General features: G+C 66.0%; 13 protein-coding genes and 6 pseudogenes. 7 read left to right on the plus strand and 12 right to left on the minus strand.

Annotated elements, in window-relative coordinates:
* Positions 1–291: 291 nt before the first annotated feature.
* From GGR04_RS23260 to GGR04_RS23285, 8 genes and pseudogenes are all read right to left on the minus strand, one after another.
* Positions 292–603, minus strand: a complete 312-nt coding sequence (locus GGR04_RS23260) for a hypothetical protein (RefSeq protein WP_183202928.1) — start codon at positions 601–603, stop codon at positions 292–294.
* Positions 604–723: 120 nt separating this feature from the next.
* Positions 724–1,155, minus strand: coding sequence for an SMP-30/gluconolactonase/LRE family protein (locus GGR04_RS23265; RefSeq protein ID WP_183202930.1), 432 nt, complete (start codon positions 1,153–1,155; stop codon positions 724–726).
* 13 nt (positions 1,156–1,168) lie between these two features.
* A complete protein-coding gene (locus GGR04_RS23780) occupies positions 1,169–1,597 on the minus strand; it encodes an SDR family oxidoreductase (protein ID WP_210291954.1) in 429 nt (142 codons plus the stop codon).
* Positions 1,598–1,733: 136 nt separating this feature from the next.
* Positions 1,734–2,240, minus strand: coding sequence for a DUF4142 domain-containing protein (locus GGR04_RS23270; RefSeq protein ID WP_183202932.1), 507 nt, complete (start codon positions 2,238–2,240; stop codon positions 1,734–1,736).
* A gap of 50 nt (positions 2,241–2,290) precedes the next feature.
* Positions 2,291–3,125: pseudogene (locus tag GGR04_RS23275) on the minus strand (manganese catalase family protein).
* A 152-nt stretch (positions 3,126–3,277) separates the two neighbouring features.
* Positions 3,278–3,427, minus strand: coding sequence for a hypothetical protein (locus GGR04_RS23785; RefSeq protein WP_210291955.1), 150 nt, complete (start codon positions 3,425–3,427; stop codon positions 3,278–3,280).
* Positions 3,420–3,728 (minus strand): hypothetical protein, encoded by a 309-nt coding sequence (locus GGR04_RS23280; protein ID WP_183202934.1) that lies wholly within the window; start codon positions 3,726–3,728, stop codon positions 3,420–3,422. Before GGR04_RS23280 ends, GGR04_RS23785 begins: the two co-directional genes overlap by 8 nt.
* Positions 3,729–3,991: 263 nt before the next feature.
* Positions 3,992–4,426, minus strand: a pseudogene (locus tag GGR04_RS23285) (putative sulfate exporter family transporter); the annotation flags it as partial.
* Between the two features lie 29 nt (positions 4,427–4,455).
* Here GGR04_RS23285 and GGR04_RS23290 point away from each other — a divergent pair.
* From GGR04_RS23290 to GGR04_RS24685, 3 genes and pseudogenes are all read left to right on the plus strand, one after another.
* Positions 4,456–5,394 (plus strand): ABC transporter ATP-binding protein, encoded by a 939-nt coding sequence (locus GGR04_RS23290; protein WP_183202938.1) that lies wholly within the window; start codon positions 4,456–4,458, stop codon positions 5,392–5,394.
* 53 nt (positions 5,395–5,447) lie between these two features.
* Positions 5,448–5,702 (plus strand): annotated as a pseudogene (locus tag GGR04_RS24680) (penicillin acylase family protein); the annotation flags it as partial.
* A 39-nt stretch (positions 5,703–5,741) separates the two neighbouring features.
* Positions 5,742–6,341: pseudogene (locus GGR04_RS24685) on the plus strand (IS110 family RNA-guided transposase); the annotation flags it as partial.
* A gap of 796 nt (positions 6,342–7,137) precedes the next feature.
* On the opposite strand, the pseudogene GGR04_RS23300 reads toward GGR04_RS24685, so the two are convergent.
* Together GGR04_RS23300 and GGR04_RS23305 are read right to left on the minus strand one after the other, a co-directional pair.
* Positions 7,138–7,910, minus strand: a pseudogene (locus GGR04_RS23300) (IS5 family transposase).
* Between the two features lie 128 nt (positions 7,911–8,038).
* Entirely contained in the window at positions 8,039–9,001 is a 963-nt protein-coding gene (locus GGR04_RS23305) for an AraC family transcriptional regulator (protein WP_246393600.1), read from the minus strand.
* 265 nt (positions 9,002–9,266) lie between these two features.
* Between GGR04_RS23305 and GGR04_RS23310 the strand changes: the two genes are divergently transcribed.
* Genes GGR04_RS23310 through GGR04_RS23325 form a run of 4 tightly spaced genes read left to right on the plus strand, consistent with a single transcriptional unit; the run spans position 9,267 to position 14,629 of the window.
* The gene (locus GGR04_RS23310; RefSeq protein ID WP_183202944.1) at positions 9,267–10,874 is read left to right on the plus strand and encodes a carboxyl transferase domain-containing protein; all 1,608 of its coding nucleotides are present in this window, start codon (positions 9,267–9,269) and stop codon (positions 10,872–10,874) included.
* A 10-nt stretch (positions 10,875–10,884) separates the two neighbouring features.
* Positions 10,885–11,679, plus strand: coding sequence for an enoyl-CoA hydratase-related protein (locus GGR04_RS23315; RefSeq protein ID WP_183202946.1), 795 nt, complete (start codon positions 10,885–10,887; stop codon positions 11,677–11,679).
* Between the two features lie 11 nt (positions 11,680–11,690).
* A complete protein-coding gene (locus tag GGR04_RS23320; RefSeq protein ID WP_183202948.1) occupies positions 11,691–13,718 on the plus strand; it encodes an acetyl/propionyl/methylcrotonyl-CoA carboxylase subunit alpha in 2,028 nt (675 codons plus the stop codon).
* Positions 13,715–14,629 carry a hydroxymethylglutaryl-CoA lyase gene (locus GGR04_RS23325; RefSeq protein ID WP_183202950.1) on the plus strand — a complete coding sequence of 305 codons (915 nt, stop codon included), beginning with the start codon at positions 13,715–13,717 and terminating at the stop codon, positions 14,627–14,629. Before GGR04_RS23320 ends, GGR04_RS23325 begins: the two co-directional genes overlap by 4 nt.
* Positions 14,630–14,762: 133 nt before the next feature.
* Here GGR04_RS23325 and GGR04_RS24690 read toward each other — a convergent pair.
* A pseudogene (locus GGR04_RS24690) lies at positions 14,763–14,921 on the minus strand (DDE-type integrase/transposase/recombinase); the annotation flags it as partial.
* Between the two features lie 399 nt (positions 14,922–15,320).
* On the minus strand, positions 15,321–15,499 hold a 179-nt coding region (locus GGR04_RS24695), incomplete at its 5' end, for a transposase (RefSeq protein ID WP_183202954.1).

A 15,499-nucleotide genomic window follows, 5' to 3' on the forward strand; every position in this document is an offset into this window, starting at 1 on the left:
CACTCAGGCCTGAAGTTCCGCTCGCCTCGTGAGTTCATAAGGCTCAGTGCCTAAACCCAACAGCCGCCTGTCCGGCGAAATGGGGTCCACTCCAGCGGTCGGCAGTTCTGCAACGGCCGTCAGCTTCCGTCCGAGAAGAGCGGAAGGTTCGATGCCTACTGAATTGGTTCGCATTCCATCCTCACTGAGCGCTGACGGATCGGCCACGTCGGCTAGCTATGGGGAAGCTGGGGCCACGATGTCGAGGCTACGACTGGAATGCTTTCGTTGACGCCTGTGAAAGTGGAGACGTCAAGTCCCGACGAGGACGGGTTTCTCGTGTTCGACGACGGACGGTCGATTGCGGTCGCAGTTCACCTTCGGCACGCTCAGAACCTCGACGAGCGGGGTCGTTGGCACGTCGAAGCGGTTTTCGATAGTCTTCGACAGCCGCAAGGAACCTTCGCCGGGATCGACGAGGTGAAAGCCTGGGGTGCGCACCTCGAAAGCATCGAAGGACCGACAGAGATCGGGAAACTGACAATTCGGCGGAAACAGCTGGAATAGGCGAGAGCGCCATGGCAGGCGGGCCGGAGTGCGGGAACGCCGGCTTTCGCTCGGCATCGCCGGGATCGGCGACCTCGCTCGAAACAGACGGGCGAATGGCCGGACGTTCCCGGCGAACACACCCCTCGCTCACGCGTCCGGGCTGCGCCGTCGGAGACGTGCGGCATCGTTCGGACGTTAGGCGATGAGAACGTCAGGATCGAACCGGCTTGCCGCGCCGACATTTCCAAGGAAGGTCGCGCCGGCGTCGGGCTCGGCCTTGCGCCGATTCCCGTCATAGCCGGCGAACGACGTCGTCACGAGAAGGGTTGAAGCGTCCTTACCGACGAAGGGGGGACAGGTGACCTGCCCGGTCGGGAGCCCGATATCGCGCAGCCCCGCCTCGGTCGCCAGGAGTTGCCGTTCGCCATCGATGCGCGCCAGAGCGCTCGCGTAGAACGGCAGATCGTGAACGATCGTCTCGCCGGTGACGAAGCGGTGTTCGAAAAGCCTCCAGGCGGGGATGTCGAACCACCACGCGACGTCGGCATGGGCGTCGTATGTCGTACCCTCGGCGATCTCGCAGCGCGCCGCGTCCAGCGGGCACAACCGTTCGGGATCGACCGTCATGCCCGGGGCCCGCTCAATCCGGTTCCGCGGGGCTCGGCGTGGATGCTCGAAGGCGTGATGTTCGCCGGAGCGGCCTGCATCTCGTTCCCCCAACCCAAACGACGTCGCCCTCGGCGTTCGTCATCGCATCGAACCCGTCCTGCGCCACTCTGGCCGCATCATCCTTCTTCGCCTTGCCGACATCGCTCCCGAGAAGGTCGCCGCGCTGGAAGAACTCGGCCTCGATCGGTCCTGACATCCGGCAGGATACGGTCACGCCGGTCTCCTTCAACTCGTTGCGAAGAACCAAGGAGAAGGAGGTGGGAAACGCATTCGCCCGTTGTCGGCGGCCGGGAGGCATCAGGAATGAAACTCGCGATCGAACCCACGACGAGACGGCGACCGCGCCCTTTTGAACGCATGTCCAATGGGCACCGCCCTTGCCGTGCCACGTCGACGCCATCGCCAATCGATCGTTCGGGGCCAGTCTTCATTCGCATTCGGCTCCGCGGATGCCGAGCGCAGGATCTGAGCCGCGGGAGAAGTCGATTCGTTCGCGACCGGATGCGGCTGCGTCTCCGCATCCGGTCGCATCTGGATCAGACGATCTGGCGCTTCAGGTTTTCGATAAGGAACAGGTGCGCTTCGATCCCGGTGACGCCGACGAGCGAAGCACCGCGAGCCATCGGATCGCTTCCGTTCCGTGCGTAGCGGCGATGGATGGTCAGCAGTTCCCGGTGCCCGGCGATCTGACCGTCGACATACATTCTGTCGAACTCCGGCCCAGTGGCCGCCGTCAGCGTCTCCACGATGGCGACCTGGTCCGGCCGCAGCCCCGCCGAACCGGGCGTGGCGCCGAAGGCTTTGGCGACCGCGGCCTGCTCGGCGATCTCCAGCTTGGCGAACTTCCGCACGGCCGGATTGCTCGCCTTGTGCACGGCCAGCTTGCTGGTCGCGGTCGAGAAGTCGCCGCCCACCAAGGCCGGCAGTTTCGCCGCGTCCGCGGGTGCCGACCGCATCTGGGCGACCGCGGCTCCGGGCAGCAGGCCGACCACGGCCGTCCCGGCGAGCGACGTGATGAGATTGCGTCTGTTCATGGCATTCATGGAGGGGGGCCTTTCGTTGCGGACTTGCGTTCTCGTCGGGTCGGCGGACGTCAGAGGTTGCGCTCGATGGCGCCTTCGATGCGGCCGAGCAGGCCTTCGGTTCCCGACTTCGACGTCTGGCCGGTCTGTGCACCGCCATCGGGACGGGCCGGGGCCAGCGAAGGCTTGCCGCCCATGGGCTCCGACTGCATCGCGGTGAACTCGCCCTTGCCGTCGATGGAGGGACCTGCCGTCCAGCGACCCTCGGGGATCGAGCCGTCGGTCATGTGACCGAAATAGGCGTAGGAGTATTTCCGGTTCTCCTCCGACTGCGGGAAGGAATTGGGGATGGGAAGGTTCATGGCGTTGCCTCCCATGTCCTCGAGTGCGGCCAACCATTGCTGCTGGTGCATCGTGTCGCGGGCGATCATGAAGGACAGCATCTCCTTCATGCCGGGGTCGTCGGTCATGTTGTAGAGGCGCACCGCCAAGGCCCGGCCGGTGCTTTCGGCACAGACGTTGGAATACATGTCGGCCGCGATGTTGCCGGAGGCATAGACGTGCGACATGTCGAACGACACGCCGTTGGCGTCGACCGGCATCGCGGCCAAGCCTGCGGACAGGATGTGACGCATGTCCATGCCGTTCAGAACGGCACCGCCCGCGACGTCGGCCGAGATGTCTTCCTTCAACGAAAGCGGCGCACCTTCGAGGTTCAACGCGACGGCGGTCGCCAGCATCTCGATATGGCCGAGCTCCTCGGTCGCGGTGTTCAACAGCATACTGCATGGCGACCCGGATCTCGCCTTCGACACCGCCGATGGCCTGTTGCAGCGCCTTGGCAAACAGCGGGTTCGGCTTCTCGACACGCACCGGGAACTGGAGCTTGCCATCGGTATAGAACATCAATTCTCTCCTGTTACGCTATGCGCGATGGCAGAAGAAGCAACTCCGTTGTAAGTGTTCCAAATCAAATTGCCAGACGGGCATGAACCGCGGATGTCATCGTCATTCCGACGAACCGGATCGGCACTCTCTGCCCTCGCAACTTGGGCGTCTTATCCAATCTGTGCGAGCGTCAGTCCGCTCACCAGAATGTAGACGGACAAGAAAATATAGAGCTTTAGGCGCCCGAACAGGTTGTCGCCACCGAACATCACCTTCCAGACCCGCATGCCGAACCCGTCATATGAATTCACGCTATCCACGGTCTTGCTTCCTTTTCGACGAGGACGACGCCAGACCTACGGATTTTTTGCTTGTCCTGCGCGGAATAAATACGCGAACGATCTCTCGATATGCAGCCGTCTTGCGACAGGCGCCGTTGAGATCCTCGTACTCCCTTTCCCAAGTGCCGACCGGACGCTTGAGGATATGGACGTCGTCACCGATCATCATCGGATGTCTCCTTCCTTCGATGACTTGAAAGAGGCGGAGGTCTTTGCCAGCGCAGTCGTCAGCCAGAATACGTTTCAGGGCCCGTTCAGCAGCAAAACAGATCAATTCCATGCAACCATAATTTATAGACGCCTACTGATCCAGTAAACTGCTTTAATATGGCCCCTGTTCGGCGGAGCGCACACAATATGACTCGGGAATGCCTGCATGGACCATTCCTGCCAAAACAGCACTCGCCAAGCCGCGGGAGAACGGCTTCGTCAGAGCGTCAACGGCCGTCTGCGCCGAGCTCCTGAACGAGGCGTCGGGCACATTCGAAGGATTGGTGCACCGTCGCAACCCAATATGAGAAAACGGCCAGCTTCCTCGACTTCCTATGCCTCTCCGTCTGTACGGCCTTCGGAGAGACAAGCTGTCGCTGCCTTTCGCTCGTCGAAACGGAGCCATCTGATCAATCGAGGTTCTCGAGGTGACGAACGATCGGGAAGACGAGGCCCTGCAACGGACTCGTCGAGTGGCACCGGGGGTGCTTTTGAGACGAGCAGCACGCCCCCGAGCGCCACGAACGTGATGAACACCCATCCGACGGCACCGAGCGCGAGCGCACGCAAGCCCATGGCGCGCAACTTGCCGATGTCGGTGGCGAGTCCCATGGCGGCGAGCGCCATGGCGAGAAGGACGGAGGCTGCGGGTACGAGGATCTCGCGGGCACTGTCCGGAAGGGCGAGCACGCTGTTGAGAACGACCATGACCATGAAGCCGAACACGAACCAAGGCATGGGCGGGCGCGCGCCGTTGCCGTGGCGGCCGTCCTGCTGACGGTGCTTCCCCTCGCCACATGAGCGCCGCCGCCAACGTTCTGGAGATGCGGGACATCACCGTTCATTTCGGTGGGCGCGGATCTCGTCTTGGGCCGCCGGCACCGCTGACGCGGGCGATGAACGGGGTCGAACTCGCGATCCGCAGAAGCGAGACCGTGGCGCTGGTCGGCGAATCCGGCTGCGGAAAGTCGACGCTGTCCAATGCCATCGTGGGCCTCCAGCCCGCGCAGGCGGGCACGATCCGGGTCGGCGGCGAGGAGGTCGTCGGCGCGAGCCCCCGGCAGTTCCACGCCATCCGCCGCCACGTCCAGATGATCTTCCAGGACCCGGCGCTCTCGCTCGATCCACGCTCCACGATCGGGGCGACGGTCGGCGAGCCGCTTCGCGTGCGCGGGATCGCCGAGGGCAAGGCGCTCGAGGAGCGCGTCGGCGCGCTTCCTTCCCAGGTCTGTCTGCGCCCCGACCATGCCGACCGCTATCCGCACCAGCTCTCCGGTGGCCAGCGCCAGCGGGTGGTGATCGCGCGGGCGCTGGCGCTCGAACCCGATCTCGTGATCTGCGACGAGCCCGTTTCGGCGTTCGACGTCTCCGTGCGCGCCCAGATCCTCAATCTCCTGACCGCGCTCCAGAAGCGGACCGGCGTGTCCTACCTCTTCATGTCGCACGACCTCAGCGTCGTCCGACATATCTGCGATCACGTGGTCGTCATGTATCTCGAGCGCTTCGTCGAGATCGCGCAGCACGACACGTTCCTTGCCTCGCCCAAACACCCCTACAGGCGTGCGCTCATGGCGTGCGTTCCGGAAGCCGACACCGTGGTGCAGCGCGCCGAGCCGCGCTTCGTCCTGACGGGCGAGCTCCAGAGCCCTGCCGACATCCCGTCCGGTTGCGCCTTCCGCACCCGATGCCCGCTGGCGACCGAAATCTGCGTCGGCGTGCCCCCCCCCCGGGGCTGACGCCGCGGCCCGACGGTGCGCTCGTTGCTGCCATCATGCCTGAGACCATCTGCATGACCGACGTCGCGACGCAAACCATTGCCCTTCCCGGCCTCTCGGCGGAGGCGGAGATTCGCGTCGATTGCTGGGGCATTCCCCATATTCGTGCCGAGAACGACGCCGACCTCTTCTTCCTGCAGGGATTCAATGCGGCGCGCGACCGGCTCCGGCAGATCGACCTGTGGCGCAAACGAGGCCTTGGGCTCCTCGCCGCCGACTTCGGCCCGGGCTACCTCGCGCAGGACCATGCGGCCCGCCACTTTCTCTACCGTGGCGACATGAACGCCGAATGGCGTGCCTATGGCGTCGATACGCAGGCGATCTGCGAGGCGGCCCGGCGTCCCACCATGCGCTTTGTGGCCGTGAAGAGCGAGGAGCAGCAGGCATCGGCGCTCGTGTTCCGGACCAGGAACCTTCTGGTTCGCCAGCGCACTCAGCTCATCAACGCCATTCGCGGTCATTTGACCGAGTCTGGCTGGGTCGCGCCGAAAGGGCCTGCGTACGTCTCGATGCTGAATGATCTGCTCGACGACGAGTTGGGCGCCTCCTTGCCGCCGGCGGCAGTCTCGATGTTCCGCGTCATGCTCGACCTCCTCGCCGATCTCGACGAGTGCATCACCGCTCTCGACAAGGAGATCGCCCAGCGCGCCCGCGAACAGGAGACGGCGCGGCGGTTGATGACCATTCCCGGGATCGGGCCGATCACCGCGACGGCGCTGATGGCCCTGGCACCCGCAGCCGAGACGTTCGCCAAAGGGCGCGACTTCGCGGCCTGGCTCGGACTGACGCCGTCGCAGCACTCGACAGGCGGCAAGCAGAAGCTCGGCGCGACCTCGAAGATGGGCGAGCGAACGCTGCGGCGCCTTCTGATCATCGGGGCTAGCGCCGTCATACGGGCCCGCAGCAACAGGCTGCATCAGAGGCCGGACAGATGGCAGCATCCGACATCGTGCCTACCCGACGGAAACCGCTTGCGTCCAAGGGGCGTTCACAGATGAAAAGCTGCCGCGGTAGCCCCACGCCGTCGCTTCAGCCTATGGTGTGCCCACCAACACCGGAGAACGTTTTTGCTGCGTAAAGCTGTTGCCGGTTTGGTTGCGATCGTTGTGGTTCTGGTAGGCGAGCCTGTTATGGCCTGCCGGAGGGGTGCTCCATTCGAACCCTCCGACGTGCAACATGCCAGACGGTCGTCATCGGTCGTATCGAGAACTACCGAATGATACACGATCCGGCCGCTCGGGAGTTTTGGCGTGCGCTAGCTTCCAAGCTCCGTTCTCCATCAGGTTACGGTCCAGAGTTTCAGGAGCTTATCAAGAAGGAACCAGTAAGCTTCCTCTCGGACTATGCCCAATTCGATATTGTGGTGGCTGAGGTTCTGGTGGGAACTGCTGCCACGCGCCTGACCGTTACCGGGAACAACTCGACATACGGTGAATGGGTTTCCCTGCCGGACGAACCCATGCTGATCGCCTTGACGGATGTCCGGTCACCTATGCCCCCATTGCGTGGGACCAGCGGTTACATTCCCCCTGCCCCCGATCCTGATCTGCTGACTGTCTTGCAGGCACCATGCGCAGGACCATTCCTGTTTGAAGTGACCAGCCCACGGACGAAGGCCGTTCGAGCTGCGATCGATGTTGGGTCACGAAGCGGCCGTTAAGAGTCGAACTCTGCCGGATCGTCCGACTTGCCACCTAGGGTCTGTTAGCGCCTGATCCAATCGAGAGCTGCGGCGAGGCAGAGGACGCCGAGGAAGCTGGCGGCGGTCTTCTCGTAGCGGGTGGCTACGGCGCGCCACTCCTTCAGCCGCGCCCACAGGCGCTCGACCCGGTTGCGGTTGTTGTAGATCCAATCCGGGCAGGCGACCAGCGCTTCATGGCGAAGCGGCGGGATGGCCGGTCGGGCACCCATGTTCCAGATGTGCTGGCGGAAGGCATGGCTGGTGTATCCGCGGTCGGCCACGACCCCACTTCGGCACGTCCGGCAGGCGCTCCAGCAGCGGGATGGCGTGCGGCAGTTCGTGGACCTGTCCGAGGGCGAGGTGGAAAGCGATGGCACGCCCCGGCGCCGTCGGCCATCACGAGAGGCCTTTGTGCCGTAGCCGCCACGAGAGCGGCCAAGCGCTTCACGGCCGTCTCGCTCTTTTGCAGATCCCCCTTTCGGCTGGCGCCCGCGGCCTTCTGGTGCGCCCGGGTGTTGGTCCCGTCCAAGAACACCATGCCGAGCCGGATGCCTCGCTCCTGAACCAACGCCAGCAGCTTCTCCCAGACACCGAGCCGCGCCCAGCGGATGAAGGTCTGCGCCGCCATCCACCATGGGCCGAACTCGGCCGGCAGCGATCGCCACTTCGCCCCGTTCTGATGACGCCAGAGGATCGCCTCCACTGTCCGCCGTAGATGTAGGCTCGGCACCTTCGCATGCGGGCGGCACGCTTCGATCAGAGGCTCCAGTTCATCCCATTGCTCGTCGCTCAGCATCGGCACGCTCTCCCTCATCGGAAAAGACAGCGACATAGAGTCGGCTTCAGGCGCTAACAGGCCCTAGTCTCGGGTGGCTCGGCAGAAGGCGTAGGAAGTGTCGGTCGAACGGAACCGGTGGCCGGAGACTACCGGCTGCGTGACAGGTTCCGGAAGGCGGCAGGCGTCGTGCCCGTCCAGGTCTTGAACGCCCTCACGAAGCTGGACTCCGCCTCGAAGCCGATCTCCTGGCCGATGCGCTTCAAGGGCCACCGCGTCGTCGCGAGGAGGCTTTCCGCGCGCCGACGGCGGATGTCGTCCTTGAGAGCCTGGACCGAGGTGCTCTCCTGTTGCAGGCGACGGTGGAGGCTGCGGATCGACATTCGCAGTTCGGTCGCGACGTCGTCGACCCCGACGCTCGACGATCTCTCCAGCACCGCGCGGACCTGCTTCGAAAGGAGGCGGTCACGTTGGTATTGCCTCACCATCAGGACCAGCGGTCGCTTCAGCATGGCAGTCGCGTCGTCTTCGCTGCGTAGGAGTCTGAGGTCGAGATAGGCGGGATCGAACTCGATGCGAGCCGATTCGGCTCCGAAGGAAGGCGAGACGCCGGGAAACAGGTGGCCGTAGCTGCCGGCATGGGCAGGTGCCGGGAACGGAAAGGAGGCCGCCGACATCTGGATGCGAGAGTCCACCAGCCAGCTGGCGATTCCATGGAAGTTGCGCAGGAGGCTCACCGTGCAGAACTCGCGGAACGGGCCGAGATCGCGCCTCTCCTCGATCCTGAGGGTCGCCGCGATCGGTCCGACTTCCAGGTGCAGCGTCACGTCGTCGGCGAGCAGGGCATGGTGCCGGCACCACCGGGACGCGGCGAGGCCGAGATTCGGCGCCGAGAGAGACGCCCGGCACAGCATCCCGTAGCTGCCCCATGGCAGACGTCGCGAGAACCATCCCAGGGCCTCGTCGTCGAGTTCGCGCATGGCATGCCCCGAAAGGGCCTCGAACTGCTCCGCGGTGACGCGTCCGCCGGGAGGACGCTCTCCAACCGATGGAAGCCCCGCCTTGGCGAGCGCCTGCGAGGGATCGATTCCTCGTTTGGCGTAAGCCGCCAAGATGGCCTCGACGAACGCTGTGGGTGTTTCCCTTCGTGGCACCATCCTTATCCCCTGGCCGATTTGGTAAAGAATTCGGCGGACGTTGCCAACGACGGACCTCCTATAGTCGGCCGAACGACGTGGTCCGCCCGGTCGCCGAACTGGCTATGCAGGCGACCACGGCAGGACGGGCGTGGTGGGGCCGAACGGACCCGTGCCCTGTCGACGGCGCCCTTCCGTCCATCCACGGTCGGGTCCGCGCAAAACCGATGGAAAGGGGTCCATGGCGGTCATCGCATCCACGTTGAACATGCAGTCCGATGCAGCATGCGCCAGCGCGGAGGCCATGGGTGCGCTCGTCACCGACCTGCGTGCCACGGTGGAGCGCGTGGGGCGGGGGGGCGGCCCCGGGGCTCGGGAGAAGCACCTGTCCCGCGGCAAGCTCCTGCCGCGAGACCGCATCCGCGCGCTGATCGATCCGTTGTCGCCCTTTCTGGAGATCGGACAGTTGGCGGCGCATGGGATGTACGGCGGCGAGGTTCCCTCGGCGGGCGTCGTCGCCGGGATCGGGCGGGTCGAGGGGCGCGAGTGCATGATCGTTGCCAACGACGCGACGGTGAAGGGCGGAACCTACTTCCCGCTGACCGTCGAGAAGCATCTGCGCGCCCAGGAGATCGCCCAGCAGAACCGCCTTCCCTGCATCTATCTCGTCGACAGCGGCGGCGCGAACCTGCCGAACCAGGACGAGGTGTTCCCGGGGCGCGACCACTTCGGGCGGATCTTCTTCAACCAGGCCAACATGTCCGCCGACGGCATCGCCCAGATCGCCGTCGTGATGGGGTCTTGTACCGCGGGGGGCGCCTACGTCCCGGCCATGTCGGACGAGAGCATCATCGTGCGCAACCAGGGCACCATCTTCCTGGCCGGCCCCCCGTTGGTGAAGGCGGCGACCGGCGAAGTCGTCAGCGCCGAGGACCTCGGCGGAGCCGACACCCACAGCCGGGTGTCGGGCGTGACCGACCACTACGCCGAGACCGACGCCCACGCACTCGGCATCGCCCGTCGCGCCGTCGCGGGCCTGAACCGGCCGAAGCGTCCGGACATCGAATTGCGCAGGCCCGTGGCGCCGCTCTACGCCTCCGAGGAGATGCATTCGGTCGTTCCGGTCGACAGGCGCACCCAGTACGACGTCCGCGAGGTGATCGCACGCCTCGTCGACGGCAGCGAGTTCGACGAGTTCAAGCGGCTTTACGGACAGACGCTCGTCTGCGGCTTCGCCCACATCTGGGGCTACCCCGTGGGGATCGTCGCCAACAACGGCGTGCTGTTCTCCGAAAGTGCCCAAAAGGGGGCCCACTTCATCGAGCTCTGCGCGCAACGCCGGATTCCGCTCGTCTTCCTGCAGAACGTCACCGGCTTCATGGTCGGCCGCAAGTACGAGGCCGGCGGCATCGCCAAGGACGGCGCCAAGATGGTGACCGCCGTCGCGACTGCGGCGGTGCCGAAGTTCACCGTCATCATCGGCGGCAGTTTCGGTGCCGGAAACTACGGCATGTGTGGCCGGGCCTATTCGCCCCGTTTCCTGTGGATGTGGCCGAACGCGCGCATCGGCGTGATGGGCGGGGAGCAGGCGGCATCCGTCCTGGCGAAGGTGAGGCGCGACGGCATCGAGGCCAGGGACGGCAGTTGGTCGCCGGAGGAGGAGGAGGCTTTCAAGACGCCGATCCGCGAGCAATACGAGGTTCAGGGCCATCCCTACTACTCGAGCGCTCGGCTGTGGGACGACGGCGTGATCGATCCCGCGGACACGAGGCGCGTCCTGGGGCTCGGGCTCTCCGCGAGCCTCAACGCTCCCATTCCCGAGAGCCGCTTCGGCCTCTTCCGGATGTGAGGAGACGACGATGACCGCAGAAGCTCTCGTCACGAAGGCCATCGACGAGCGGGGCGTCGCGACCCTCACGCTCGATCGACCCGAGCGCCACAACGCTTTCGACGAGGCGTTGATCTCCGTCTTGACCTCGGCGCTTCGCGATCTCGGTTCCGACCCGTCGATCCGGGCGGTCGTCCTCGCCAGCAACGGGCGAAGCTTCTCGGCCGGGGCGGACCTCGAGTGGATGCGCCGAATGGCCTCGCAGTCCTGGAGCGCGAACCTGGCGGACGCCGCGGCTCTCGGCGAGTTGATGCATACGCTGGACCGCCTGCCGAAGCCGACGGTGGCGCTCGTCCAGGGTGCCGCCTATGGAGGCGGCGTCGGACTGGTCGCGTGTTGCGACGTCGTGGTTTCGTCGACGCGCGCGAGCTTCTGCCTGAGCGAGGTGAAGCTTGGCCTGACCCCGGCGACGATCAGTCCCTACGTGGTCGCGGCGATCGGGCCTCGATGGGCCCGCCGCCTGTTCCAGACGGCCGAATCCCTCAGCGCGGAGCGGGCCCGGGAGATCGGGCTCGTGCACGACGTGGTGCCGGAGGCCGACCTCGCGGCCGCGGCAGAGGCGATCCTGGCGAACATCCTGCAAGGAGCGCCGGGCGCCCAGGCAGAGGCGAAGGATCTGGCGTTCCTGCGCGAGGGAAGACCGATAGGCGCGGATCTGCTTCAGGAGACGCGTGAACGCATCGCCCGTCGCCGGGCATCGGACGAAGGAAGGGAAGGCGTCACGGCCTTCCTGGAAAAACGTGCACCCGCCTGGCGGCAGGGCTGAGGGAGATCGCCGTGTTCCGCAAGATGCTTATCGCCAACCGGGGCGAGATCGCGTGCCGTGTCATCGCGACCGCTCGCCGTCTCGGCATCGCGACGGTCGCCGTCTATTCGGAGGCGGACGCAAACGCGCGCCACGTGCGGTTGGCCGACGAGGCATGGCCGATCGGCCCTGCCCCCGCCCGACAAAGTTACCTCGTCGGCGAAAGGATCCTCGACGTCGCCCGGCGATCCGGGGCGCAGGCGATCCATCCGGGATACGGCTTCCTGTCCGAGAACGCCGAGTTCGCCGAAGGTTGCGAGCGGGCGGGGGTGACCTTCATCGGACCGCCCGCATCCGCGATCCGGGCGATGGGATCCAAGGCCGGCTCCAAGGCGCTGATGGAGCGCTCCGGCGTTCCGCTCGTCCCCGGCTATCACGGCGAGGCACAGGATCTCGAGACGCTGCGCGACGTCGCCGCCAGGATTGGATATCCCGTCCTCATCAAGGCGTCCGCCGGCGGCGGCGGCAAGGGCATGCGTGTCGTTTCGTCCGCCGGCGAGCTCGACGCCGCCGTCGGCGGGGCGAAGCGCGAAGCCCTGGCCTCCTTCGGCGACGACCGCGTCCTGATAGAGAAGTACCTCACGCGCCCGCGCCACATCGAGATCCAGGTCTTCGCGGACACGCAGGGCAACACCGTCTCCCTCTTCGAGCGCGATTGCTCGATCCAACGCCGCCATCAGAAGGTCCTCGAGGAGGCTCCTGCCCCGGGGATGGATCCCGCGCGGCGGAAGGTGATGGGCGAGGCCGCCGTGGCCGCGGCGCGCGCCGTGGGCTACGTGGGCGCCGGCACCGTCGAGTTCATCGTCGAGAACGGCGAGTTCTATTTCATGGAGATGAACACCCGTCTCCAGGTGGAGCATCCGGTGACGGAGATGGTCACCGGCCTCGACCTGGTGGAATGGCAGCTCCGCGTGGCCTCCGGGGAGCCGCTTCCATCGACCAGCGATCGGCTCGCCCTGAAGGGTCATGCCATCGAGGCACGGGTCTACGCGGAGGATCCCGCTCGCGACTACCTTCCCGCGGTCGGCACGCTCGTCCACCTGCGCCAACCGAGGGAAGAGGCGGGCCGGGTACGGGTGGACACGGGCGTGGTCGAGGGCGGCTCGATCACCCCCCATTACGATCCGATGATCGCGAAGTTGGTTGTATGGGGCGAGGACCGTCCGGCAGCCGTGAGGCAACTCGCGGCGGCCCTGGCGCAGTACGAGGTGATCGGCGTCGCGACCAATCTCGACTTGCTCCGCTCGATCGCCGCACATCCTGCGTTCGAGGCCGGCGAACTCGACACCGGCTTCCTCGCCAGGCACGCGGACGATCTCCTTCCGGAGCCGCCGCCCGGTTTGGTCGCGCGCGACCTCGACGCCGTCCTTGCGGCCGCGGCCCTCGACGTCGTGCGCGGCCATCGCGAAGCGGTCACTTCCGGCGCCGCCGCATCCGGGGACCCATGGTCGCCCTGGACCGAGATGGATGCGTGGAGGATGAACGGGGACGGCTATCAGGACCTTCACTTCACGCCCGCGGGCGGATCGACCGTCATGATCCGGGCCCGTCCGCAAGCGGGCGGCAGTTGCGGGCTGGATTTGCCGGGAGGATCCGTCATCGCACGCCTGGTCGAGGACGAGGGGTCGGGAACGGTCCTCGTCCTCGACGGCGTCACCCGCCGGATCGCGCTCGTTCGCCGCGACGCGGACGTGACCGTCGTCATCGAGGGACGGCAGCATGCCTTGACGCGGGAGGACCCCCTCGCCTCGCCCCGGGCCGAGATCACGCGGAACGACCGGGTCCTCGCGCCGATCCCGGGATCCGTGACGAACGTGCTGGTGGCTCCGGGCGACGTGGTGCTGAAGGATGCGGCACTGATCGTCATCGAGGCCATGAAGATGGAGCTCACCCTGAGGGCACCTGCGGACGGCACGGTGGAACACGTCCGCAGAGCCGTCGGGGAAATGGTGGACGAGGGCACGGAACTCGTCACCTTCGTCTCGGGAGAGCCCCCGTGAGCCTTCCGGACAAGGTCCGCGTCGTCGAGGTCGGGCCACGGGACGGCCTCCAAAACGAGTCCGTGTCCGTGCCGGTCGATGTGAGAGTTGGCCTCATCGAGGCGCTTGCCGACGCGGGTTTGTCCAGCATCGAGGTCGGCAGCTTCGTGTCCCCTCGTTGGGTGCCCCAGATGGCCGGGACGGCGGAGGTTCTGTCGGCGCTGCGCCCGAGGCCCGGGGTCGCGTACAGCGTCCTCGTTCCCAACCTCAAGGGCCTCGACGAGGCGCTGGCTGCCGGCGCGCGCGAGATCGCCGTTTTCGGAGCCGCATCGGAAAGTTTCTCCCGCCGGAACATCAACTGCTCCATCGAGGAAAGCCTGGATCGGTTCGCGCCGGTCGCGGAGGGCGCCTTGTCGGCCGGGCTGAAGGTGCGCGGGTACGTGTCCTGCGTGCTGGACTGCCCTTACGAGGGGCCGGTGGCGCCCGAGGCGGCTCTCCGTGTGGCGGAGCGCCTCCTCGCCATGGGATGCTACGAGATCTCGCTCGGCGACACGGTCGGGACGGGAACGCCCGTGCGGGCCCGCAGGCTCGTCGAGACGATCGCCGAGCGTGTTCCGGTCGAGCGCATCGCCCTTCATTTCCACGACACCTACGGCCAGGCGCTCGCGAACCTCTTGGCTTGCCTCGAACTGGGCGTCTCGGTGGTGGACAGCGCGGTCGCCGGGCTCGGAGGCTGCCCGTACGCCCGCGGCGCCGCCGGCAACGTCGCGACCGAGGACCTGCTCTCCATGCTGCACGGGATGGGGATCGAGACCGGGGTCGACATCGGAGCCGTCGTCGAGGTCGCGCGCGCCATCTCGCGCCATCTCGGACGCGAGCCTGCGTCGAAGGTCTCACGGGCCATGGCGGTGACGGAGGTCGCTGTCCCGTGACGTCGACCGGGACCGACATGGAGGCGATCAGTCGACGGGCAGGAGCGAACCCAGCCTGGTCGGACATGCCGGAGGGATCGCGGGCCTGCGACGGCTTCCTCGACCTTCCGGAAGGTCGGCCGTCCACGCGCCATCACCGAGGGGCGGTGATGCGGGAGCGGCTCGAAGCCTCCATGAGGAAGCGTCTGGCCGCCTTCGTCGTATGCTTCCGCGACCGCAGAAAGTCGAGGGGTTCGCCACCGTCACCGATCGCTCGATACAGAGACATCCATTCGCCGTGCGCCTTCACGTAGGTCTCGTCGACCTACCAGCTGTCGCTGCTGCGGCTCCGCTACCACTGGACGCGGCGATCAAGCTCGGGAACGCCATGCTGGACGGAGCGGCAGATCTGGGTGTGATCGACCGCCAAACCGCGCTCGGCCATCATCTCCTCGAGATCGCGATAGCCGAGCGCGTAGGTGCACCACCAGTGCAGGCAAAGGCAGGATGCTTCCGCGAGCGAATTGCCGGCCCCGGAACGCTGCGCTCAATGCTCGGCTCTCCTCACCGCTGCCAAAGCCCGGAGCCCGCGCCCTCATCTGCCACGCAGCCCTCTCCATCAATCCCGTCATCGATGCACTGCACGACGCTCGAGGAAGGAACAGCCCCGGCCTGACGGCCGACGAGTTGCCAAACCGTCATGAAGTGACTGTCAACTGCCACTAAGCTCAGGACTCATTGATCGGCTCCAGATGATGACGGTGGCTGCGATGCCGGTGGCGGAGAAGGTGTGGGCGCATCGGTCGTAACGGGTGGCGATACGCCGCCAGTCCTTGAGCTTGGCGAACAGGTTCTCGACCTTGTGGCGCTGTCGGTAGAGGGCCGCGTCGT

This window comes from Aureimonas pseudogalii (assembly GCF_014196835.1).
In the GTDB taxonomy this organism is placed as follows: Bacteria; Pseudomonadota; Alphaproteobacteria; order Rhizobiales; family Rhizobiaceae; genus Aureimonas; species Aureimonas pseudogalii.